Consider the following 20,938-nt stretch of genomic DNA (forward strand, 5'->3'; position numbering starts at 1 on the left):
GTTGCGAGGAGCGAAGCGACGAAGCAATCCAGATCGTCCCCGCAGAGACAGTCCGGATTGCTTCGCGGAGCCTGTCATCGGTCCGCGCTACGCGGACCCGTTGGCTCGCAATGACGAGTGGAGAGGTCCGTGGACGACGCGCTGCTACCGCCTGCGCTCCGGCGCGGCCGGCCTCGGCGGCTCGGGCGGCGGAGGCGGTGGGGCGCTGCTGTTGCTGGCGCCGAACAGCACGCGGGTGGGGTTGCGGTCGAAATTGTTCACGGCGCGGCTGATGTCGCCGAGGGTGCGGCGGCCGTCGCTCATCAACGCGCCGGAGCGCTTGTCGAAATCGTCGGCCAGCTCGCGGATCGACTTCACCGCCTGGAACAGCTCGCCGCCGTCCTTGCCGCCGGCGAGCGTGTTGAGGCCGAGCATGAGGTTGTCGGCCTTGAGCATGACGCCGTCGACCTTGGCCATGACGCCGTCGATCTTCTCGGAATTGCGCGCGAGCGAGTTGGTGAAGGTCTCCAGATTCTTCAGCGAGTTCTTCACCGATTCCTGATTGTCGGCGACGATCTTGTTGATGTTCTGCAGCGTGCCGCGGATCGCCTCGGTGACGTCCTGGAGCTTGTTGGGGTCGGCCGTCAGCGTCGGGATGCCGTCCTGGTCGAGCGGCGGCGGCGCCGCGGCCTCGTCTCCGCCCTTCAGCGAGATGGCGGCGACGCCGGTGAGGCCCTGGAATTCGAGGCCGACCAGGGTGTCCTTGCGGATCGGGGCGTTGTTCTCGATCATGGCGAGTGCGATAACCCGCCGCGGGTTGTCGAGCTTCACCGAGACCACCTCGCCCACCCGGATACCGTTGAAGTTGACGCTACCCCCGTTGCGCAGGCCCGCCGCCGGGCCCTCGAACACGACGCGCAGGGGGCTGCGCTGCTTGGTGGTGTGCAGCGACTGGAACCAGAGCACGAAGCCGATCGCCGCGGCGATCACCGCCAGCGTAAACGACCCGATCAAGACGTAGTTTGCCCGCGTTTCCATCAGGTGCTCCGGCTACTCATCACAGCTACTCAACCCCGCCACTCAACCCATGACCGCGCGGGCGCGCTTGCCATGGAAATATTGCCTCAGCCAGGGATGCTGCGAGGCCTGCATGTCGGCGATCGACCCTGCCGCTATGATCTTACCGTTCCCTAAAACGGCGATGCGGTCACACGCTGTGTAAAGGCTGTCGAGGTCGTGGGTTACCATGAAAACGGTGAGCCCCAAAGTGCGCTGGAGCGTCCTGACCAGCTCGTCGAAGTCGCCAGCGCCAATCGGATCGAGGCCCGAGGTCGGCTCGTCCAGGAAGACGAGGTCCGGATCGAGCGACAGCGCGCGCGCCAGCGCGACGCGCTTGATCATGCCGCCGGAGAGCTCGGACGGGAAGCGCTCGGCAACCTCGGGCTTGAGGCCGACCATGGTGAGCTTGGCCATGGTGATCTCGTCCATCAGCCGCTGCGAGACCCGAAGATATTCGCGCATCGGAAACTGGATGTTCTGCCGCACGGTCAGCGAGGAGAACAGCGCCCCCTGCTGAAACAAGACGCCCCAGCGCCGCTCCACGTTGCGGCGCTGCGACGTGTTGGAGGAATCCAGGTCGACGCCGAACACCTCGATGGAGCCCGCGACCTTCGGCACGAGACCGATGATGGTGCGCGTCAGCACCGACTTGCCCGCACCGGAAGGGCCGACGAAGCCCAAGATCTCGCCGCGCCTGACGTCGAGGTTGAGGCCGTCGAGCACGCGCGTGGAGCCGAACTGCACGGTGATGTCGCGCACGCGGATGATCGGATTTTGGATCTCGGGAGCCATCGTCACATCCCGATCGAGGCGAAGAAGATGGCGAACACGCCATCCATGACGATGACGAAGAAGATGCCCTTCACCACCGAGGCCGTGGTGTGCTGGCCCAGCGATTCCGCGCTGCCCTGCACGGCGAGGCCCTCGACACAGGCGACGATGCCGATCACGGCCGCCATGACCGGCGCCTTGACGATGCCGACGATGAAATGGTCGATCGAGATGGCGTCGCGCAAGCGGAGCAGGAAGGCCTCGGGCTCGACCCCGCCATAGAGCCAGGCGACGAGCCCGCCGCCATAGAGCGCGGCCATCGCGCCGAGGAAGGCCAGGATCGGCAACGCCAGCACCAGCGCCATCATGCGCGGCAGCACCAGCACCTCGATCGGGTCGAAGCCCATGGTGCGCAACGCGTCGATCTCCTCGCGCATCTTCATCGAGCCGAGTTCGGCGGTGTAGGCGCTGCCCGAGCGGCCCGCGACCATGATCGCGACCAGCAGCACGCCGATCTCGCGCAGCACCAGCACGCCCAGCATGTCGACCACGAAGATGTCGGCGCCGAAGCGGCGGAAATGAAAGATGCCCTGTTGGGCGATGATGCAGCCGATCAGGAAGGTGATCAGCACGATGATCGGCACCGCGCGCCAGCAGACCTGCTCCATGTGATGCACGGTCGAGGTCAGGCGAAACGAGCGCGGATGGATCAGGACGCGAAATCCTGCCGCGAGCACGGCGCCGAGCATGTCGACGAGACCCGCGACCGTGCCGCCCACGCCGGCCACGGCCCGGCCGATCTGCTCCAGCATGCCGGTGATGGTCACGGTGCCGCCGTCGACCACGGCCGTCGCCCTGACCCGCCGCACCTCGTCCACGAGGCTGGAATAATTGGCCGAGAGACCCGCGATCTGCGCCTCGACGGCGCCCTGGGTCAGGCTGCGGCGCAGCCGCTCAATCAGCCAGGCGCCGAACGTGTCGAGCTTGGCGAGTTCGGAGACGTCGATGAAGATGCTTTGCTGGCCGCCGGCGAGCTTCTCGGCGTCGGCCACCATCCGCTCCAGGACCGGCGCGAAGCTGGCCGTCCACGTCCCGGTGGCGCAGAGTGCCAGCGCGTTGCCCTTGGCAATCCGTTCCAGCTTCGGATCGCTATTCAAGATGTCCGCTCCCGTGCCGGGGCGGAGAAAATCAGATAGTTGCGCACGCGCCCTTACCCAGAGAAGGTATCCCCAAGTGGTTAATGTTAGTTGCTAGAGGTAACTAGCAGGTTCAGATTTCGCCAGAGTTCAAAATGACTTCCATGAAATTTGCTGCCCTGGCGGCGCGAATCGAGCGCTTCCCGATCGCGGGCAGCTTTACCATCAGCCGGGGCGCCAAGACCGAGGCCGTGACTATCGTAGCGGAGGTAAGCCGGGACGGGCTGACCGGCCGCGGCGAGTGCGTGCCCTATCCCCGCTATGGCGAGACGCCCGAGGCGACGCTGGCGGCCATCCAGGCCATGCAGCAGGCCGTCGCGGACGGGCTGACGCGGCAAGCCCTGCAGGCCGCCATGGCGCCCGGTGCGGCCCGCAATGCCCTGGACTGCGCCCTGATCGACCTGGAGGCCAAGGCGGCGGGCCTGCGGGCCTGGAACCTGCTCGACCGGCCGGTGCCGGGCGAGCGCACCACGGCGTACACGATCTCGTTAGGGACCCCCGAGGCCATGGAGGCCGCCACCGCCAAGGCGGCGCACCGGCCGCTGCTCAAGATCAAGCTCGGCGGCGACGGCGATCCCGAGCGGATCGCCGCGGTGCGCAAGGCGGCTCCCGAATCCGAGCTGATCGTCGATGCCAACGAGGCCTGGACCGAGGCCAATCTGGCGCACAATCTCGCCGCCTGCGATGCCGCCGGCGTCACCCTGGTGGAGCAGCCGCTGCCGGCCGGCCGGGACGAGGCGCTGGCACGGATCAAGCGCCCGCTCGCGGTCTGCGCCGACGAGAGCGTGCATGACCGCTCCTCGCTGGTCCCCTTGCGCGACCGCTACGACGCCGTGAACATCAAGCTCGACAAGACCGGCGGCCTCACCGAGGCCCTCGCGATGGCGGACGCCGCGCAGGCGCTCGGCTTCGAGATCATGATCGGCTGCATGGTCGCAACCTCGCTGTCGATGGCCCCCGCGATGCTGGTGACGCCACAGGCGCGCTTCGTCGATCTCGACGGCCCCTTGCTGCTGGCGCGCGACCGCGATCACGGCCTGCGTTACGATGACAGCCTCGTCTATCCGCCGGACGTTTCGCTCTGGGGCTGAGGCTTGAGCCGGTGCCGCGCCGACCAGATCAGAAGCGCGCCGGCCGCCGCCATCGCAGCCATCACGTAATACAATCCATCGCCGATGCGGGCGTAGATCGCACCTGACGCGATCGAGGTCGCGGCGCCGAGCAGTCCGTTGCACGCGGCGTAATAGCCCTGCCCCCGCGCGATCTGATGCGAGGGCACGCGCTGCACCAGGAGATTCATCGTGCCGACGATGGTCATGCCGAAGCTGAGGCCGTGGCCGAGCTGGACGATCGCCAACAGCGCGAGCGGCGGCTCATTGGCAGTGACGATCCAGCGCAGCACGGCGCTGAGACCCCCGATCGCGATCATGGTGGACGGATGCAGCGAGAAGCGCGGCGACAGCGCGAACACCACGATCTCCGCGATCACGCCCAACGTCCACAGGCCCGCGATCGTCAGCCCACTGATCCCATGGAGCTGCCAGTTGATGGCGGAGAAGGTGTAGTACGCGACGTGGCTGCCCTGAATCAGCGCGGCCGAGACGATGACGGCCCAGAAGCCGGCATCGCGCAGCAGCGCCTTGCCGGCATGCCTCTCCGTGGTTTTGCGCCTGACATCGTCCAGCGGCTGAAGCAGCAGGCCGGCGGCGACCGCAACGACGGCCCATGCGACGATGACCCAGATCAGGTCGCGCGCGGCGATGTGGTCTACGAGATAGCCGCAGGCGAGCGAGCCGGCGGCGAAGGCCGCCGAGCCCCACAGCCGCAAGGGTCCGTAATCGAGCCCGTAACGAGCGACGCCGCGCAACGCATAGGCATCGGTCAGCGGCATCGTCGGCGTCCACATCATGCAGGTCAGCGCGTAGATCAGGAACAGCGCCAGCGGCTGCTGCTGCAGGCCGACCGCCGTAAAACCGATCGCGGTCGCCAGCACCGACACCATCATGCCGGCGCGAATGGCATGTCGCTTTTCGGCGAAGGACGTCACTTGCGGCAGCGTGGTGAAGCGCGTGATCGCCGGCAGCGCGTTGATGAGGCCTATCCAGGCCGCGTCGATGCCGATCGCCTTCAGCCACACCGGAAAGAACGGCAGATGCGTGCCCGAGACCGCGAAGACGGCCGAATAGAACAGGGCGAGGCTGACGGCGAATCGCCGTTTCGCCGATGCTGGCGTGGGGATTTGTGATTCGGGTGCCATCAAACCAATTGCGATTCGGTCGATATCGTGGTGATCGTTACTGTAACGCGCGGTGATTTGCGCGACGAGATCGCAATGGCCAACGAAGCATTCGCCCTTTCGCCCATGTCTGCCCGCGCGGCCGAGCCGAACGAGCAGGATTACGACGCGATCCGCGAAGCCTTCATGGAGACGGCGCGCGGCCGCTGGTTCCTCGGCGAATACGCCAAGCGCAACCGCAACGCCGACACGAGCATGGTGCTCGACGCGGTCGCGAAAATCGAAGAAACCCTTGCGGCACAGCGGCAACCCGTCGTCGAGGACCGCCTGCCCGAAGCCCTGATCGAGATTCGCCGCGCGATCCGCGAGGCCGAGACGATCGCCATCGCCGCCTTCGATCCCGCCGCGATCGAGACGAGCCTCGCCGCGATTCCGCGCGGCGTGCGCATCATCAAGGAGATCTCCTGGCGCTGGCGCGAGATCGGTGCCGACGGGCGAATCTGCGACCTCATTGATTCGCAGCTCGCCTCGATCGAAGCCGCCTGCGGACAGATTTCGACCATCGACCCCCGCGTCGAGCTCAAAGCCGCATTCGATCTGCTCAGGGATCGGGTCGAGCAGACCGACGGCGACGCAACGCCGCAGGCGGCGGCTCCCGCGTCCGCTCCGGTGCAGGAGGCGCCGTCATTCGCCGCCGAAGCTCCGCCTGCCGAGACCGCGCCCGCTGCGATGGCGAGCGAAGCACCCGTGGCCTTTACGGAGCCACCGCAGGATCTCGCCGAGGCTGCCGAGCCCGAAGCAGCCGCTGACGCGACCGTCGCCACCGAAGCGTTCGCCGAGGCGGAACAGGCAATGGACGCGGCTGTTACGCCGGCGATTGCGGCCGAGAGCCAGATGGCTGTCGAGAGCACCGCGCTCGACCAAGTCGCGCCTGAAGACGTCGCGCACGAAGCCGTCTCGTTCGAAGAGCCGGCCCCTGAACCCGTCGGCTTCGCGGAAGTCGCTGACGCGTTCGCGCTCGATGCAGCCGCGCAAGCCGAGGACGACGCCGTGCTCGAGGCCATCGCGCTCGAGATGGCCGCGCCCGATCCTGATTTCGACGAGATCATCGCGCCGGTCGAGATGGAAGCGGCCATTGCGGAGTTGATGGTGGCGGAGGCCGCAGCGCCCGATGCCGCGGAGCTTTCCGAACCGATCGCGGAAGAGCCGGTCGTCGCAGCGGTGGCGGAGGAGCCCGCCGCCCACGCGCCGATCGCAATGGATTCGCTCGCGCGCCTCACCGACGCCATTGCGGAGGCCGCCGCCGAGGTGATGGAGCAGCAGGCCCCGGCCATGGCCGCGACGGCGAATTTCGCCGCAGCGCCGACAACGTCGCTGCCCACGCCCACGCCCTTGTCTGCTTCCTTGCCCGAGACCTCGCTCGGCGCCACCATCCTCGCCAGCGGCATCCTGCAAAAGCCCCGCGCGCCGGCCAACGATCCCCTCGCCCCGATCCGCCGCATGACCCAGGCCGAGAAGATCGCGTTCTTCTCGTAAGGGGGAGCATCGTGTCCCGGACAAGCTGCAACGCGCCAGCGTTGCAGCGCAGAGCCGGGACCCAGAGGCTATGCTCTCCGCTGCCACATGGGCCCCGGCTCAGCAGCGCACCGCTGAAGAAGCGCTGCGCTGCGTCCGGGGCACGAGTAAGCGAGAAGGCGCGCACACTTTCTCCGCATCGTCATTGCGAGCGCAGCGACGACGCGATCAGCTGGTCACCCGCAATTCCACACCGCCCCAATCGGCGTGCGCGTCCAGCACGGACCAAAACTGCCGCCATTGTAGCGGCCGCCGTTGAAGCCGGGGCGGCCGAAATAGTGCCACTCGCCGTCCCAGCGGTAATATTGCGGCACCGGATCGATGTACCAATGGCGCCGGTCGGCGCGCGACATTCGGCGCATCGCTTCCTTTTGCTTGTAGAGCGGAATGCTGTTGCTCAGCGGCTGACGATAGCCCGGCAGGAAGCCGTAGCCCTTCCAGACGGGCTTGGGACGCTTTTGAACGGGCTCAGCGGACGCCACAGTCGGCAGCAGCGATAGGATGATGGCAACGAATAGACACACAAAGCGGGACATGGAGAAACCATAGACAGTCAGTTCCCGCCGCGCCATTCAAATTCGAGTGCGGGACGTTTCGCCGCTTCTGCCGAGCGGCCGCTCTCGATAAGCTCGCAACGCGCAGCGTGAACGCGGCGCGGACCGCTTGCATGTGCCGGAGTGACCGAATGCCTGAGAGCCCGCGCGTCGGCGCCTTTGCGATCGTTCCCAGCAACGATCTTCCCGCCGCAATTCCGTTCTGGGAACGGCTCGGCTTTGCGCGCATCGGCGGCGATGCCGGCTATGTCATCATGAGCGGCTGGGGATGCGAGGTGCATCTCACGCAAGCCGGCGATGGCCCGTGGCGCGTGCCGGAGCACAATCCCTTTGGCATTTTCATTCGCACGCCCGAGGTCGAGGCCATTGCCGCGCGCGTGGACGATCTCATCATCCGGCCCGGCGGCGTGCTGCGCCACCGCGAATGGGGCATGTATGAAGTCGGCATCAACGGCCCCGACGGCCTTCTCGTCCGGGTTGGCTGGCCGTCGGAGCTGATGCGCCAATCCGGCTAGCCGATCACGCCCTTCCTGATCAGGAAGCAGCCGTAACCCCTGCTGTCCCCCACCTGCACGACACCAAACCCCGCCGCCGCCGCGCGGTAAAAATCCGGACGCGAGAGCTTGCCGGGAGCAACGGCGCGTCCGACCGCACGCTCGATCTCGGCCAGCACGGCGCGCTGCACGTCGGGCACGCGGTCGGGATCGTCGACCGGCGCCATCACGCGCACCGGGTCGGGATCGAAATCGTCGAGCGGATAGAGCGTCATGATGGCTCGGACGGCCGTCTCCATCGTCATGCCCGGCAGCTGGATCAGGCGCTGCGACGAGGTGCTGCGGGCGATGTGCGTGGCCGGGTGGTTGGCGTCGACGACCACGAGATCGTCGCCGTGGCCCATGGAGGCCAGCAGCCAGAGCAGGTCGGGCGTCAGGATCGGATCGATCGATTTCAGCATGTGACGGCAGTTCCCCTTATCGATCGCTCACCGTAGCAGGTTCCGAGCGTGATTCAGATCACGCAAGGCCAGCATGGTGAGGGGGATCACGGACCTCAAGCTCGAACGCGGCGAGGCTCCCCGGCAACCAATCTCGCATCGAGATCAGTGCCAAAGGAGCACGCCATGTTCCGCCTAAAGCCTTTCCTGATGACAGCCAGCCTTGTGGGAAGCCTGTTCGGCTTCGCCTGCGGCCCTGTTTCCGCGCAAGTTGCTCCGGTCGAGCCGGCCCCCACCGCGCTGCAGGGCCCAGAGCAGCGGGTGGCGCTGGTGATCGGGAATTCGAACTATAAGAACGCGCCGCAACTCGCCAATCCCGACAATGACGCCGAGTCGATGGCGAAGTTCCTGAACTCGGCGGGGTTCGAGGTGGTTGCCGCGACCGACCTGACCCAGAACGACATGCTCCGTGTGGTCCAGGACTTCTCCGCCAAGGTGTCCGCGCGCGGTCCGAACACGGTGGCGATGGTCTATTACGCCGGTCACGGCGTGCAACTCGCCGGCGAGAACTATCTCGTTCCCGTCGACGCCAAGGTGTCGAGCCAGACCGAGCTCGTCAATAATTCGGTGCGGCTGGTCGACGTGATGTCGACGCTGGAGACGATCCCGAGCCGCATGCGCATCGTCATCCTCGATGCCTGCCGCAACAACCCGTTCCCTGATGTCAATGACGCCGGCCGCGGCCTGGCCATCGTCGATGCGCCGAACGGCTCGATCGTCGGTTACTCGACCGCGCCGGGCGCCGAAGCGCTCGACGGCACCGGCGGTCACAGCCCTTACACGCAGGCGTTCCTGAACGTCGCGCGCGAACCCAACGTGCCGATCGAGCAGTTGTTCAAGCGCGTCCGCCTGCAGGTGAACCAGTCCACCAGCGGCGCGCAGATCCCGTGGGAGAGCTCCTCGCTGACCTCGGACTTCACCTTCTTCGGCGACACCGCGGTTGCCGCCAACCGCGCGCCCGTCAGGGCGCCGGTGGTGCAGATGGCCTCCAACCTGCCGAGCCGCTCGACGCGTCAGGCCTATGACTACGTCGTGTCCGAGGGCCGGCCGGAATATTATCAGGAGTTCATCCAGATGTATCCGCACGACCCGCTGTGCGACCACGTCCGTTGGCTGCTCAACAACATCCTGCTCTCGCAGGCTTGGCACAAGGCGGTGCTGGTGAATTCGCCGGTTGCCTACAAGAGCTTCTACGACAGCTACGGCAACAGCCCTTATGCGCAAATGGCGCTGAAGCTGCAGACGCAGCCGAAGCAGATCCCCTTGATGCAGGCGACCAAGTTCCTGGCTCCGCAGAACATTGCTCCGACCTTCAAGATCGGCAATCTCGGCCAGCCCAAATACATGCCGCTGCAGCAGGGTAATGGCAACCAGATCAACGGCAATCTGCCGATCGTGCAGAAGCCGGTCGACGGTAACGTGATCGGCAAGCTCGGCAATGGCGGCCAGATCGGCAATCTGCCCTCAAGCAACAACCAGCCGAACGGCACGCCGTCGCAGACCCCGGGCAAGATCGTCACCCTGCCTGCGCCGACCAACACGACCACCAGCAATGGCGGCATCGGCAAGATCGTGACCCTGCCCGCGACCAACAACAAGCCGGACGCCGGCAACGGCACCCCCGGCAAGATCGTCAGCGTGCCGGTGAATGTCGGCAAGGGCGGCCCGAAGATCGAGACGAAGCCGGTCAACGTCCAGACGCAGAACAACCCGATCCGCGTCAACAACGGTAACACCGGCATCGTGAAGCCCAACAACAACCCGGTGAACAAGGTGCAGGTCCAGAACAACAACCGTCCGCAGTTCAACGCCACGAACCGCAACGTCAACAACGGCGGCAACAACTTCCGCCAGTCGATGAACCAGGCCCCGAGCACGGGCGGCGGCAATAACCACCGCGGCTTCATGCGCTGATCGCAGCGAGCCACACAACGAAGAAGGGGCAGAGCGGAAACGCTCTGCCCCTTCTTCATGTCGACCCTCGACGATCGTCATTCCGGGATGCGCCGTGAGGCGCAGGCCCGGAATCCATTGTGCGGCAGAGACGGCGGAGAAGTGGATTCCGGGTTCTTGCTTCGCGAGCCCCGGAATGGCGGCTAGGCGACCAACTCCGCAAACAAATCCGCATCGACATTGCCGCCGGAGAGCACGATCACGACGTTCTTGCCGGCCACATCGAGACGCCCCGCCAGCAGCGCCGCAAGACCCACCGCACCGCCCGGCTCCACCACGAGCTTCAGCTCGCGATAGGCGAAGGCAACGGCGGCGCCGACTTCCTTGTCCGACGCGGTAACGCCGCGCGCCAGCAGCTTGCTGTTGATCGCAAACGTCATCTCGCCGGGAATCAGCGCCATCAGCGCATCGCAGATGGTGCGGCCCGCCGGCGGATGCGGCTCGCGATGGCCTGCGCTCAGCGAAATGCCGTGATCGTCGAACGCCTCGGGCTCGGCCACCACGATTTCGGCTAGCGGATAGCGCGCCTTCACGGCGGTTGCGACGCCCGCGATCAGGCCGCCGCCGGACGCCGGCGCCACCACGATGTCGGGGCTGAGACCGAGCGTTGCCATGTCCTCCGCGATCTCGCGGCCGGCAGTGCCCTGCCCTGCGATCACGAACGGATCGTCGTAAGGCCTGACCAGCGTCGCGCCGCGCTTCTCGGCGATGCCACGCGAGATCGCCTCACGGTCGTCCTTGTCGCGATCATAGAGCACGACCTCGGCGCCGTAGGATTTGGTGCGCTCGCGCTTCGACAGCGGCGCATCCGCCGGCATCACGATGGTCGCCTGCATGTCGAGAATCTTTGCCGCCGCCGCCACGCCCTGGGCGTGGTTGCCGGAGGAGAACGCGACGACACCGCCGGCGCGCTTGTCCTGCGGGATCGAGAACACCTTGTTGAAGGCGCCGCGGAACTTGAACGAGCCGGTGCGCTGGAGCATCTCCGGCTTCAGGAAGACCTTGGCGCCGACGCGCTCGTTGAGCACGGGAAAGGACAACAGCGGGGTGCGGATGGCGTAGGGCGCGATCACGCGCGCTGCGGCGTCGATATCGGCAGGGCCGATCGGGAGGAGCTGTTCGGTCATGTCAGATCTTATCGCGGCCACCGCAGCGCGGGCAAGACACCTCCGCGCGAGGATTTTTCTCTTCAGGCGACGAAGCGCGGCTGTTCCGCGGCGTTCCGGCCAGGCAGCACCGCGCCGACCGCCTCAATGCTGGCCACAAAGGCCCTCGCCGAGGCTTCCCAGGTGTAATTGGCGGCGAACGCGACGCAGTCCTGCCGGGAGATGTCCAGCGCCGCGAAGCAGGCGCTGCGCAGGTCGTGATCGAGTGCGCCGACCGGGGCATCGCCGATGACGTCGCGAGGACCCTTCACCGGGAAAGCGGCCACCGGCAGGCCGCTCGCGAGCGCTTCCAGCAGCACCAGGCCGAACGTGTCGGTCTTGCTCGGAAACACGAAGACGTCGGCGGCCGCATAGATATCCGCCAGTTCCTCGCCGTGCTTCTCGCCGAGGAAGATCGCGTCGGGATAGGCCTCTTCGAGCGAGGCGCGCGCGGGGCCGTCACCAACGATGACCTTGGTCCCGGGCAGCTCGAGATCGAGGAAGGCCTCGAGATTTTTCTCCACCGCGACGCGGCCGACCGATAGGAACACCGGTCCCGGCAGGCAAAGGTCGATGGCGCGGGGGTGGAACAGATGGGTGTCGACGCCGCGCGGCCACAGCACGACATTGTCGAAACCACGCTCGGTCAGCTCGCGGGCGAGCGCAGGCGTTGCCGCCATCACGGCGCGGCTGGGCGCGTGGAAGCGGCGCAGTGCCCGCCAGATCAGCGAGCCCGGCACCGGCACGCGGGCGCGGACATATTCGGGAAAGCGGGTGTGGAAGCTGGTCGTGAACGGCAGCTTGCGCTGGCGGCAATAGCGGCGGACCATCAGGCCGATCGGCCCTTCGGTCGCGATGTGGATGCTTTCGGGCCGCGCCCCCTCGATCAGCTTCGCAATCCGTGCGGGGCGGGGCATCGCCAGCCGCACGTCGCGATAGCTCGGCATTGCAAAGGTGCGGAAGGATTGCGGCGTCAGGAACGTGAATTCGACGCCGAGGCTTTTGCCGGCGTCGGCGAGCTTGGTCAGCGTCCGAACCACACCGTTGACTTGCGGGTGCCAGGCGTCGGTCGCGACCAGGATGCGCATCACGCGGCCTCTCCTACGCAGCTCTGGCTGCAACCTGCGGGACGGCTGCCGGCTTCTGCAAATGATCCGCCCAGGTGATGATCTCGAAATGACCGTCGTCGTGCTCGACCAGCGCCGTGCAGCTCTCGACCCAGTCGCCGCAATTCATGTAGCGAATGCCGCCCTCGTCGCGGATCACGGCGTAATGGATGTGGCCGCAGATCACGCCGTCGGCGTCGTGGCGCCGCGCCTCGGCGGCGAGCGCCTGCTCGAACGCGCCTATGTAATTGACGGCGTTCTTAACCTTCTGCTTGGCCCATTGCGACAGCGACCAATAGGGCACCTTGAACAAGCGGCGGAAGAAGTTGACGAAGCGATTCATCTGGATCGCGAAGTCGTAGGCCTTGTCGCCGAGATGGGCGAGCCAGCGCGCGTTTTGCACCACGAGGTCGAAGATGTCGCCATGGATGACGAGATAACGCTTGCCGTCCACGCCGGTGTGGACCGTGTTCTCGACGACGTCGATGCCGCCGAAATGCGTGCCGTAATAGTTGCGCAGGAACTCGTCGTGATTGCCGGGGATGTAGACGACCTTGGCGCCCTTGCGCGCCTTGCGCAGCAGCTTCTGCACGAGGTCGTTGTGGGATTGCGGCCAGTTCCAGCTCGATTTCAGCGCCCAGCCGTCGACGATGTCGCCGACGAGATAGATCGTGTCGGCATCATGGTAGCGTAGGAAGTCGAGCAGAAGATCGGCTTGAGAACCGCGGGCTCCGAGATGAACGTCGGAGATGAACAACGTGCGAAAGCGCCGCTCCGGGCTCTCGTCACTCACATCGTAACTTCCCATGCGCCAGCCTGTAACAATGTCCCGTGACAGGGGGATGACCAATTGAACTTTTGAGGCACCCTCAGATACGAATCACGCCATTGCCTCGCCTGCCTGCGAATATCAGCCGCATGCGACAATCAGGCGACATGGCGCCGCAGGAGGCGCCGGGACCCTACTCTTCCCTGAGGCCATCTCCCCCGCGGCACATCCTTCGAGACGCCCGCCGTTGGCGGGCCTTCAGGATGAGGGCGGAGTGCGCGGCTACAAATTCAAAGCGGACCGACGCAGTTCAGCCTCATCCTGACGAGACCGCGAAGCGGTCGTCTCGAAGGAGAGCCGCTTGCTCGATGTAGCCACAAGGCATTGGGGACGATGAAGCCAGCGCTCAACGGATCGATGGCCGCGCTCGCGCGGACGGCCCGCCTCAGTAGAACCTGTGGAAATGATGGACCGGGCCGTGGCCGTGCCCGACGCTGAAGCGGTCGGCGGCTGCGATGGCCGCGCTGATCCAGGACTTGGCGTTGCGCACGGCAAGCTCCAGATCTTCGCCCTTGGCCAGTCCAGCCGCGACCGCCGAGGACAGCGAGCAGCCGGTGCCATGGGTGTTGCGGGTCGCAACGCGCGGCGCGGCGAGCGCGATCGTGTTTTGGGCATCGACGAGATAATCGATGCTCTCGGCGCCCTCGCCGTGTCCGCCCTTGATCAGGACCGCACGGCAGCCGAGCGCCAGCAGGCGACGCCCCTGGCTTTCGATCTCGGCCTCGCTTGCCGCGACCGGCTCGTCGAGCAGAGCCGCGGCTTCCGGCAGATTGGGCGTGATCACCGACGCCAGCGATATCAGTTTTGTGCGGAGCGCGTCGACGGCCTCGGATGCCAGCAGGCGGTCGCCGGAGGTTGCCACCATCACGGGATCGAGCACGACATGCCGCGGCGACCAGCGCGACAGCGCGGCCGCGACCGCATCGATGCCGGCGACCTCAGCCACCATGCCGATCTTCACCGCGCCAATGTCGAGATCGGAGAACACCGCATCGATCTGCGCGGTGACGAATTCGGCCGGGACCGGATGAATGCCGGTAACGCCACGCGTGTTCTGCGCCGTCAGCGCCGTGATGGCGGAGGCACCATAGACGCCGAGCGCGGCAAAGGTCTTCAGGTCGGCCTGGATGCCGGCACCGCCGCTCGAATCGGAGCCGGCGATGGTGAGTGCGACCGGGGTCGTCATCGCCGGGCACCTTTGCTGGATAAGGACACCGCCATGGCCTGTCCTAGCGCGGCCGTGGAACACCGGCAAGCGCGCCGAGCCGTGTTCGACAGTGATTCGCGACGCCGTGTATTCCCTGCGAATCAGGCAAGCAGCGGGCCGGCACGCCCCGCAATCGTGCGGACTTGAAAATGCAACCGCGCCGGACCCTTGGTATAGTCTCGAACCTTACCTGCTTCGCCGGAGCGCGAGGTGAGAGTGGAACTGTCCAGCGACACCCATGTTGCGGGCTCCCGGCCCGCAAGCCGCCTGGAACGGAATCTTGGGGTGGAATGATGTGGGCCTTTTTTGAACGTCTCCTCGACTCGTCCATGCTGTCGCCGCACGGCATCTGCCTGTTGTGGGAGCCTGAGCTGATCTGGCTTCACGTCGTTTCCGACGCCTGCATCGCCGCCGCCTATTTTTCGATTCCGTTTGCCCTTGCGATTCTGGTCACCAAGCGGCGCGACCTCAAGTTCGGCTGGGTCTATTGGGCCTTCGCGATCTTCATCATGGCGTGCGGCCTGACCCACGTATTGTCGATCTACACGCTCTGGGTCCCGGTCTATGGCATCGAGGGCATGGTCAAGGCGGCGACCGCGGTGGCATCCGTGGTCACGGCGGGCGCGCTCTGGCCGCTGCTGCCGAAGATCCTGACGATCCCCTCGCCGTTCGAGCTGCGGCAGGTCCAGGCCGCGCTCGAGGAGGAGGAAATCAAGAGCCGGGACGCGACGCTCCTGCTCCAGCAGGTCAGCGACGCCCAGCGCGCGATGCGCGAGAGCGTGGCGCGCCTCACCGCGATCGTCGAGACCGCGGTCGACGGAGTCATCCTGCTCGACGCGCAGGACCATATTCTGCTGTTCAATCCGGCCTGCGAGCGCTTGTTCGGCTACTCTGCCGACGAGGTCATGGGCCGGAACGTCAGGATGCTGATGCCCGAGGCGGGCACCGCGCCCGACAGCCACGCAAGGCATTTCGCGACCGCCGGCGAGGCCATCGGCCTGCGCAAGGACGGATCGACCTTTTCGATGGACGTGTCGGTCGGCCGGACCCGGCAGGACGGCGAATTGATCTTCGTCGGCATCGTCCACGACCTGACCGCGCGCAAGCTGACTGAGCAGCAGCTCCAGCAGGCGCAGAAGATGGAGACGGTCGGTCAGCTCTCCGGCGGCATCGCCCACGACTTCAACAACCTGCTCACCGTCATCATCGGCAACGCCGAGCACCTGAGCGAGCAGCTCAAGGCGAGGCCCGATCTGCGCCGCTTTTCCGAGGACATCTGCCAGTCGGGCGAACGGGGTGCCGAGCTGACGCAGCGCCTGCTCGCATTCAGTCGCCGCCAGTTGCTGCAGCCCCAGACGATCGATTGCCGCGGCCTGCTCGAGTCCATGTTCAAGCTGCTCAAGCGCACCTTGCGCGAGGACATCGAGATCAGGACGGCCTCCAGGCCCGGCACGATCGTGGCCTTCGCGGATCGGGCCCAGCTCGAATCCGCCGTGCTCAACCTTGCGCTCAATGCGCAGGATGCCATGCCGGCCGGTGGCCACCTGAGCCTGAGCACGGAGTTGACGACACTCGACGACGACTATCGCGCCCTTCACCCCGAAGTCGCATCCGGCAGCTACGTGTTGATCTCGATCACCGACGACGGCGAAGGCATGATGCCCGAGGTCACCCGGCGCGCCTTCGAGCCGTTCTTCACCACCAAGGAGGTCGGCAAGGGCTCGGGCCTTGGGCTCAGCATGGTCTATGGCTTCGCCAAGCAATCCAATGGCCACGTCTCGATCTACAGCGAGCCGGGCCTTGGGACGACGGTCCGGATCTATTTGCCGCGCGCGGACATCGGATCATCGCACGCCGAGCTTTCCGATGGCGAGGACGCGGCGCCCCGAGGATACGAGACGATCCTGATCGCCGAGGACGATCCGTTCGTTCGCTCCTCCGCCATTCGCAGGGTGGAAGCTCTCGGATATCGCGTCGTTGCCGCGGTCAACGGCAAGGAGGCCTTGCAGCAGCTGCGCACCGAGCCCGGTATCGACATGCTGTTCACCGACATCGTGATGCCCGGCGGCATGAGCGGCTGGGAGCTCGCCGACCAGGCGCGGCGGATTCGCCCCGGTCTGCCGGTCCTGTTCACCTCGGGCTACGCGCTGGAGACCCTGGTCGAGCAGGGCCACGCGCATGCGCAGGCGATCGTGCTGACCAAGCCCTATCGCAAGGTCGAGCTTGCCCAGCGGCTCAGAGACGCATTCGCCGCGGCCGTGGTGACCTCCTAGGCGCCGGACCGACATCTGGTGGCCGGCAAGTCCGCTTGCTAAATGGTGCCGGGTTTGGCCTATTAGCCGCCAGATACGCTTTCGGAGTGCCCGCGATGGTTCCTTTTTTCGTCCAGATCAAATGCAAGCTCGGCCAGTCCTATACGGTCGCCAATGCGCTTGCCGAAGCCGAGATCGCTTCCGAGATCTACTCCACGGCCGGCCAATACGACCTCCTGGTGAAGTTCTACGTCGACAAGGACACCGACATCGGCCATTTCGTCAACGAGAAGGTGCAGGTGCTGCCGGGCATCCAGGACACCCTCACCATCATCACCTTCAAGGCGTTCGGCGCCAGCTGAGCTAACCCGCTTCCTTGCGCTTGGGCCGCGGCGGACCGTCGACCGGCGGCAGCGATTTGAGATAGTCCGCCATCGCCGCAATATCCGCGTCGGACAATTGCGAGGTGTTCTTGATCACTCGCTTCATCGCGCCGCCGACGCTGTCGCCGTCGGGCAAGTCGCCGGTCTTGAGGAAGTAGGCAAGATCCTTCGCGCTCCACTCGCCGAGGCGCTTCTGCGTGATATTCGGCACCCAGCCCTCGCCTTCCGGATTGGGCCCGCCGGCAAAGCGCTGGCCCTGGATGATGCCGCCAAGCGCGTTGCGCGGGCTGTGGCATTCGGCGCAATGGCCAAAACTATTGACGAGATAGGCGCCGCGATTGAATTGCGGCGACTTGGTGCCGTCGGCAACGAGCGGTTTGTCGTGCAGAAACAGGAATTTCCAGACGCCGATGTTGCGGCGGATGTTGAAGGGAAAGCCGACGTCGTGGTCGCGCACCTTGCCTGCAACGGGCGGCAGCGTCTTCAGATAGGCGAAGAGATCGAGCACGTCCTCGCGCCTTGCGTGCTGATAGGACGTATAGGGGAAGGCGGGAAAATAATGCTGCCCGCCTGGCGAAACCCCGTGCATCACCGCGGCGACGAAGTCGGCGTCGGTCCATTTGCCGATGCCGTCGTTCGGATCGGGGGAGATGTTCGGCGCGTAGAACGTTCCGAACGGCGACTTGATCGCGAGGCCGCCACCGAGCCTGACACGGTCGGGCTGGTTGGGCGTGGCATGGCACGAGGCGCAGCCCCCGGCGTTGAACATGGCCTCGCCGTTGGCGAGGTTTGCCACATGCGCCGGCGCGTTGCCCACAGCCGCCACCACCGGCGCGCTGAGCCACCAATAGACGACGCCGGCGGCGACGGCGGCGAGCAGCCCCCCGAGAATTGTTCGTTGCAACATGGGTATCCATTCACTCGACACGGCGAACCTAAGACCAATGTCGCCGCGGCTCCAGCCACGAAGAATTTAGCCCGCCTTGGCCGGAAACGGGAATAAACTGAAATGCCGGCTGTTGAAAGTTTGGCAGCCCGAACGGGTTCAGCAGGGAGAATGTCATGAACAAGACCGTCATTGCCGCCTTAGCACTCGGTGCCGTTGCTTTTGCAGGTCCGGCCAGCGCCGAAAAGCTGAAAGCAACGCTCGACGGCAAGTCCGAAGTGCCGGCAACGACCAGCAGCGGCACCGGAACCGCCGATCTGGACTATGATGCCGCCAGCAAGAAGCTGTCCTGGACCGTCACCTACTCCGGGCTCTCCGGTCCCGCCACCGCCGCCCATTTTCACGGCCCCGCGGAGGCCGGCAAGAACGCCGGCGTCGCGCTCGCAATCCCGAATGCGACCGCCAGCCCCGTGAAGGGCGAAGCGACGCTGACCGACGCGCAGGCCGCCGATCTGCTCGGCGGCAAGCTCTACGTCAACATCCACACCGCGGCCAACCCGGGCGGCGAGATCCGCGGTCAGGTGACGAAGTAAGCCGCGACGCTGCTTCGTTGCGTGAAGGCCGGGCGCAGGAGGGGCGTCCGGCCTTTTCGATTCCGGCCGCGCTTAAAGCGCGATGCGATCAGGATGAATCGTCATCGCGCTCTAGGTTGTTGTTCAAGCATGATCTTTTCGGAAAACCGCTGCGCACTTTTCCGGATCATGCTTTAAGCCGCGTTCAGCGCCTGCGTGAGGTCGGCAATCAGGTCGGAGGGATTCTCGATGCCGATGGACAGCCGGATCGTGGAATCGAGCACCCCGATTTTCCGGCGGATGTCGGCGGGAACGCCGGAATGGGTCATGGTCGCGGGCAGGCTCGCGAGCGACTCCGTGCCGCCGAGACTCACCGCCAGCTTGAGGATCTGCAGCGCGTTGAGGAATTTGACCGCAGCATCCTTGCCGCCGACGATGTCGAACGAGAAGGTGGATCCCGCCCCCAGGCATTGCCGCGCGAACACACGCCCGGCCGGCGAGTCCTCCTCGTGATGACCGAGGTAGTGGACCTTGGCGACCTTGGGGTGGTCGCGCAAATAATCCGCCACGAGGCGCGCATTGGCATCGGCTTTTTCCATGCGCAGGCTCAGCGTCTCGAGCGAGCGATTGATCATCCAGCAGGAATGCGGATCGAGCTGGGTCCCGATGGCGCCCCGGAGCGCCTTGATGCCTTTCATCAGCGCCTTCGAGCCGAGCGCGGCGCCCGCGATCAGGTCCGAATGACCGCCGACATATTTCGTGAGCGAGTATAGGGAAATGTCGGCGCCGTGCTCGATCGGCCGCTGAAACACCGGGCCGAGCAGCGTGTTGTCGCAGGCGATGATCGGCGTGTGTCCCTGGGCCTTTCCGATGGAATCGGCAATGCGGCGGATCATGGCGACATCGACCAGGCCGTTGGTCGGATTGGCCGGGGTTTCGATCAGGATCATCGAAACGCGGCCCTTGCCCATGGCCTCCTCCGAGGCCTGCTTGACCGCGGCTTCGTCGATGCCATCGGCGAAGCCGACGGCGCCGATCGACAGGCGGGCCAGCGTGTTCGTCAGCAGCGTTTCCGTCCCGCCATAGAGCGGCTGGGAGTGCAGGATGACGTCGCCCGGGCGAACGAAAGCCAGGATCGTGGTGGCGATCGCCGCCATGCCGGACGAGAACAGCGCGCAGCTCTCGGTGCGCTCGTAGATCGAGAGCCTGTCCTCGACGATCTCGCTGTTGGGATGATTGAAGCGCGAATAGACCAAGCCCGCGCCCATGCCTTCCGGCGGCTCGCGCCGGCCGGCGACGAAATCGAAAAAGTCCTGCCCGTCATCGGCGGTCCTGAACACGAAGGTGGAGGTCAGGAAGACCGGCGGCTTGATGGCGCCTTCCGACAATTGCGGATCATAGCCATAGGTCAGCATCAAGGTTTCGGGATGCAGCATATGGTTGCCGATGTGGGTCTTCGACGGAAACGGTTTTGCCATGGCCTGTCTCGCTGTTCTGCTTGAAGCCGCGCCATGGAACTCCTGATGAGGCCGTCGGGAGCGAGATGCGCCAATTTCCAACAGCTCACGTCAATTCCGCGGCGACTGCAGCCAAGATAGCTGCTCTCACAGCGATCCGTCAGGCCTTGCGGACATAAATTCCTGCCGCGCTTCGCGCCGGCGCAAAAAAGCGGCTGCTTTCGCAACCGCCTTTTCGATTCCTTATCGGCGCCGTAGCCCGGATGGAGCGAGAATTGCGCCTCGCTACTTCAGCTTGACCCGATACGTCTCGTGGCAATCGCTGCAGCGGTCATTGATTGCGGTATAGGCCGCCTTCAGGCTGGCGACATCCTTGATCTTGCCCTTGACATCGGCGATCGCCTTCTGCACCGGCGGGATCTTGGAGTCGAAATCGGCCTTGTTCTGCCAGACCTTTTGCGAGGCGCCATAGGTCGCGTCGACGACATCCTGCTTGGGATTGACCTCGAAGGTCTTGGCGATCTTGGCAACATCGGCCTCGATGCTGGCGATGGCCTGATCGGCAGCTTTCTTGTCGAAGGGGATGTCGCCCTTGGTCATCTTCTGGATCACGCCATACTGGTTCTTGGCGATCGCGCGCATCAGATTGTCCTGCTGAACGGCGATCTCCTGCTGCGCCATCACGGCGCCCGCACCCAGCAGGATGGTCCCCGCGACAATCATCGTTCGTTTCATTGAAAATGTCTCCGGCTCGCAGAGGTGAGGATGGGCCCATTCAAGGATA

The 20,938-nt window shown here is 65.4% G+C and carries 20 protein-coding genes; 7 read left to right on the top strand and 13 right to left on the bottom strand.

The annotated features are described in order from the left end of the window. Nucleotides 1–144: 144 nt before the first annotated feature. Genes XH81_RS00380 through XH81_RS00390 form a run of 3 tightly spaced genes read right to left on the bottom strand, consistent with a single transcriptional unit; the run spans nt 145 to nt 2,966 of the window. Nucleotides 145–1,017 carry an MlaD family protein gene (locus XH81_RS00380; protein WP_271595628.1) on the bottom strand — a complete coding sequence of 291 codons (873 nt, stop codon included), beginning with the start codon at nt 1,015–1,017 and terminating at the stop codon, nt 145–147. Nucleotides 1,018–1,059: 42 nt separating this feature from the next. Next, a complete protein-coding gene (locus tag XH81_RS00385) occupies nt 1,060–1,830 on the bottom strand; it encodes an ABC transporter ATP-binding protein (protein ID WP_271595629.1) in 771 nt (256 codons plus the stop codon). A 2-nt stretch (nt 1,831–1,832) separates the two neighbouring features. Continuing rightward, nucleotides 1,833–2,966, bottom strand: coding sequence for an MlaE family ABC transporter permease (locus XH81_RS00390; RefSeq protein WP_271595630.1), 1,134 nt, complete (start codon nt 2,964–2,966; stop codon nt 1,833–1,835). A gap of 134 nt (nt 2,967–3,100) precedes the next feature. On the opposite strand from XH81_RS00390, the gene dgcA reads away from it, so the two are divergent. Beyond that, on the top strand, nt 3,101–4,096 hold the full coding sequence (dgcA, locus tag XH81_RS00395) for an N-acetyl-D-Glu racemase DgcA (protein WP_028143299.1): 996 nt from the start codon (nt 3,101–3,103) through the stop codon (nt 4,094–4,096). On the opposite strand, the gene XH81_RS00400 is transcribed toward dgcA, so the two are convergent. Then, a complete protein-coding gene (locus XH81_RS00400; RefSeq protein ID WP_028143300.1) occupies nt 4,066–5,262 on the bottom strand; it encodes an MFS transporter in 1,197 nt (398 codons plus the stop codon). The two genes, dgcA and XH81_RS00400, sit on opposite strands and share 31 nt — an antisense overlap. Nucleotides 5,263–5,337: 75 nt before the next feature. Here XH81_RS00400 and XH81_RS00405 point away from each other — a divergent pair, with 75 nt between their 5' ends. Further along, complete coding sequence (locus tag XH81_RS00405; protein ID WP_028143301.1) at nt 5,338–6,777, top strand: hypothetical protein; 1,440 nt, start codon at nt 5,338–5,340, stop codon at nt 6,775–6,777. A gap of 215 nt (nt 6,778–6,992) precedes the next feature. On the opposite strand, the gene XH81_RS00410 is transcribed toward XH81_RS00405, so the two are convergent. Continuing rightward, on the bottom strand, nt 6,993–7,352 hold the full coding sequence (locus XH81_RS00410) for a hypothetical protein (protein ID WP_038971722.1): 360 nt from the start codon (nt 7,350–7,352) through the stop codon (nt 6,993–6,995). 149 nt (nt 7,353–7,501) lie between these two features. On the opposite strand from XH81_RS00410, the gene XH81_RS00415 reads away from it, so the two are divergent. Then, nucleotides 7,502–7,885, top strand: a complete 384-nt coding sequence (locus XH81_RS00415) for a glyoxalase (RefSeq protein WP_028143303.1) — start codon at nt 7,502–7,504, stop codon at nt 7,883–7,885. Here XH81_RS00415 and XH81_RS00420 read toward each other — a convergent pair. Beyond that, nucleotides 7,882–8,325 carry an RbsD/FucU family protein gene (locus XH81_RS00420; RefSeq protein WP_028143304.1) on the bottom strand — a complete coding sequence of 148 codons (444 nt, stop codon included), beginning with the start codon at nt 8,323–8,325 and terminating at the stop codon, nt 7,882–7,884. The two genes, XH81_RS00415 and XH81_RS00420, sit on opposite strands and share 4 nt — an antisense overlap. Nucleotides 8,326–8,490: 165 nt before the next feature. On the opposite strand from XH81_RS00420, the gene XH81_RS00425 reads away from it, so the two are divergent. Then, nucleotides 8,491–10,278 (top strand): caspase family protein, encoded by a 1,788-nt coding sequence (locus tag XH81_RS00425; protein ID WP_028143305.1) that lies wholly within the window; start codon nt 8,491–8,493, stop codon nt 10,276–10,278. Nucleotides 10,279–10,460: 182 nt separating this feature from the next. Here the strand turns inward: XH81_RS00425 and XH81_RS00430 are convergent, their stop codons facing one another. From XH81_RS00430 to thiD, 4 genes are all read right to left on the bottom strand, one after another. Beyond that, nucleotides 10,461–11,444, bottom strand: a complete 984-nt coding sequence (locus tag XH81_RS00430; protein ID WP_028143306.1) for a threonine/serine dehydratase — start codon at nt 11,442–11,444, stop codon at nt 10,461–10,463. A gap of 62 nt (nt 11,445–11,506) precedes the next feature. Next, nucleotides 11,507–12,550 carry a glycosyltransferase family 4 protein gene (locus XH81_RS00435; protein ID WP_028143307.1) on the bottom strand — a complete coding sequence of 348 codons (1,044 nt, stop codon included), beginning with the start codon at nt 12,548–12,550 and terminating at the stop codon, nt 11,507–11,509. A 13-nt stretch (nt 12,551–12,563) separates the two neighbouring features. Next, nucleotides 12,564–13,376, bottom strand: coding sequence for a UDP-2,3-diacylglucosamine diphosphatase (locus XH81_RS00440; protein WP_028143308.1), 813 nt, complete (start codon nt 13,374–13,376; stop codon nt 12,564–12,566). Between the two features lie 406 nt (nt 13,377–13,782). After that, a complete protein-coding gene (gene thiD / locus XH81_RS00445; protein WP_097668505.1) occupies nt 13,783–14,583 on the bottom strand; it encodes a bifunctional hydroxymethylpyrimidine kinase/phosphomethylpyrimidine kinase in 801 nt (266 codons plus the stop codon). Between the two features lie 311 nt (nt 14,584–14,894). On the opposite strand from thiD, the gene XH81_RS00450 reads away from it, so the two are divergent. Next, nucleotides 14,895–16,877 (top strand): PAS domain S-box protein, encoded by a 1,983-nt coding sequence (locus XH81_RS00450; RefSeq protein WP_049801768.1) that lies wholly within the window; start codon nt 14,895–14,897, stop codon nt 16,875–16,877. Nucleotides 16,878–16,972: 95 nt separating this feature from the next. After that, on the top strand, nt 16,973–17,218 hold the full coding sequence (locus XH81_RS00455) for an Lrp/AsnC ligand binding domain-containing protein (RefSeq protein ID WP_018317369.1): 246 nt from the start codon (nt 16,973–16,975) through the stop codon (nt 17,216–17,218). Between the two features lies 1 nt (nt 17,219). On the opposite strand, the gene XH81_RS00460 is transcribed toward XH81_RS00455, so the two are convergent. After that, nucleotides 17,220–18,146: a c-type cytochrome gene (locus tag XH81_RS00460; protein WP_028143310.1), complete on the bottom strand. Its 927-nt coding sequence runs from the start codon at nt 18,144–18,146 to the stop codon at nt 17,220–17,222. A gap of 155 nt (nt 18,147–18,301) precedes the next feature. Between XH81_RS00460 and XH81_RS00465 the strand changes: the two genes are divergently transcribed. After that, on the top strand, nt 18,302–18,718 hold the full coding sequence (locus XH81_RS00465) for a CHRD domain-containing protein (RefSeq protein WP_028143311.1): 417 nt from the start codon (nt 18,302–18,304) through the stop codon (nt 18,716–18,718). Between the two features lie 173 nt (nt 18,719–18,891). Here the strand turns inward: XH81_RS00465 and XH81_RS00470 are convergent, their stop codons facing one another. Next, nucleotides 18,892–20,175, bottom strand: a complete 1,284-nt coding sequence (locus tag XH81_RS00470) for a cystathionine gamma-synthase family protein (protein WP_028143312.1) — start codon at nt 20,173–20,175, stop codon at nt 18,892–18,894. Nucleotides 20,176–20,439: 264 nt separating this feature from the next. Next, on the bottom strand, nt 20,440–20,889 hold the full coding sequence (locus XH81_RS00475; protein WP_028143313.1) for a cytochrome c: 450 nt from the start codon (nt 20,887–20,889) through the stop codon (nt 20,440–20,442). Nucleotides 20,890–20,938 lie beyond the last annotated feature (49 nt).

This window comes from Bradyrhizobium sp. CCBAU 25360, from assembly GCF_028128695.1.
GTDB lineage: Bacteria > Pseudomonadota > Alphaproteobacteria > Rhizobiales > Xanthobacteraceae > Bradyrhizobium > Bradyrhizobium ottawaense.

Coding starts and splice junctions, on each gene's coding strand:
- XH81_RS00425 (WP_028143305.1), top strand. CDS start 8,491: ATGTTCCGCCTAAAGCCTTTCCTGATGACAGCCAGCCTTGTGGGAAGC.
- XH81_RS00440 (WP_028143308.1), bottom strand. CDS start 13,376: ATGGGAAGTTACGATGTGAGTGACGAGAGCCCGGAGCGGCGCTTTCGC.
- XH81_RS00400 (WP_028143300.1), bottom strand. CDS start 5,262: ATGGCACCCGAATCACAAATCCCCACGCCAGCATCGGCGAAACGGCGA.
- XH81_RS00380 (WP_271595628.1), bottom strand. CDS start 1,017: ATGGAAACGCGGGCAAACTACGTCTTGATCGGGTCGTTTACGCTGGCG.
- dgcA (WP_028143299.1), top strand. CDS start 3,101: ATGACTTCCATGAAATTTGCTGCCCTGGCGGCGCGAATCGAGCGCTTC.
- XH81_RS00450 (WP_049801768.1), top strand. CDS start 14,895: ATGATGTGGGCCTTTTTTGAACGTCTCCTCGACTCGTCCATGCTGTCG.
- XH81_RS00470 (WP_028143312.1), bottom strand. CDS start 20,175: ATGGCAAAACCGTTTCCGTCGAAGACCCACATCGGCAACCATATGCTG.
- XH81_RS00455 (WP_018317369.1), top strand. CDS start 16,973: ATGGTTCCTTTTTTCGTCCAGATCAAATGCAAGCTCGGCCAGTCCTAT.
- XH81_RS00415 (WP_028143303.1), top strand. CDS start 7,502: ATGCCTGAGAGCCCGCGCGTCGGCGCCTTTGCGATCGTTCCCAGCAAC.
- XH81_RS00410 (WP_038971722.1), bottom strand. CDS start 7,352: ATGTCCCGCTTTGTGTGTCTATTCGTTGCCATCATCCTATCGCTGCTG.
- XH81_RS00405 (WP_028143301.1), top strand. CDS start 5,338: ATGGCCAACGAAGCATTCGCCCTTTCGCCCATGTCTGCCCGCGCGGCC.
- XH81_RS00435 (WP_028143307.1), bottom strand. CDS start 12,550: ATGCGCATCCTGGTCGCGACCGACGCCTGGCACCCGCAAGTCAACGGT.
- XH81_RS00460 (WP_028143310.1), bottom strand. CDS start 18,146: ATGTTGCAACGAACAATTCTCGGGGGGCTGCTCGCCGCCGTCGCCGCC.
- XH81_RS00465 (WP_028143311.1), top strand. CDS start 18,302: ATGAACAAGACCGTCATTGCCGCCTTAGCACTCGGTGCCGTTGCTTTT.
- XH81_RS00475 (WP_028143313.1), bottom strand. CDS start 20,889: ATGAAACGAACGATGATTGTCGCGGGGACCATCCTGCTGGGTGCGGGC.
- XH81_RS00385 (WP_271595629.1), bottom strand. CDS start 1,830: ATGGCTCCCGAGATCCAAAATCCGATCATCCGCGTGCGCGACATCACC.
- XH81_RS00430 (WP_028143306.1), bottom strand. CDS start 11,444: ATGACCGAACAGCTCCTCCCGATCGGCCCTGCCGATATCGACGCCGCA.
- XH81_RS00420 (WP_028143304.1), bottom strand. CDS start 8,325: ATGCTGAAATCGATCGATCCGATCCTGACGCCCGACCTGCTCTGGCTG.
- thiD (WP_097668505.1), bottom strand. CDS start 14,583: ATGACGACCCCGGTCGCACTCACCATCGCCGGCTCCGATTCGAGCGGC.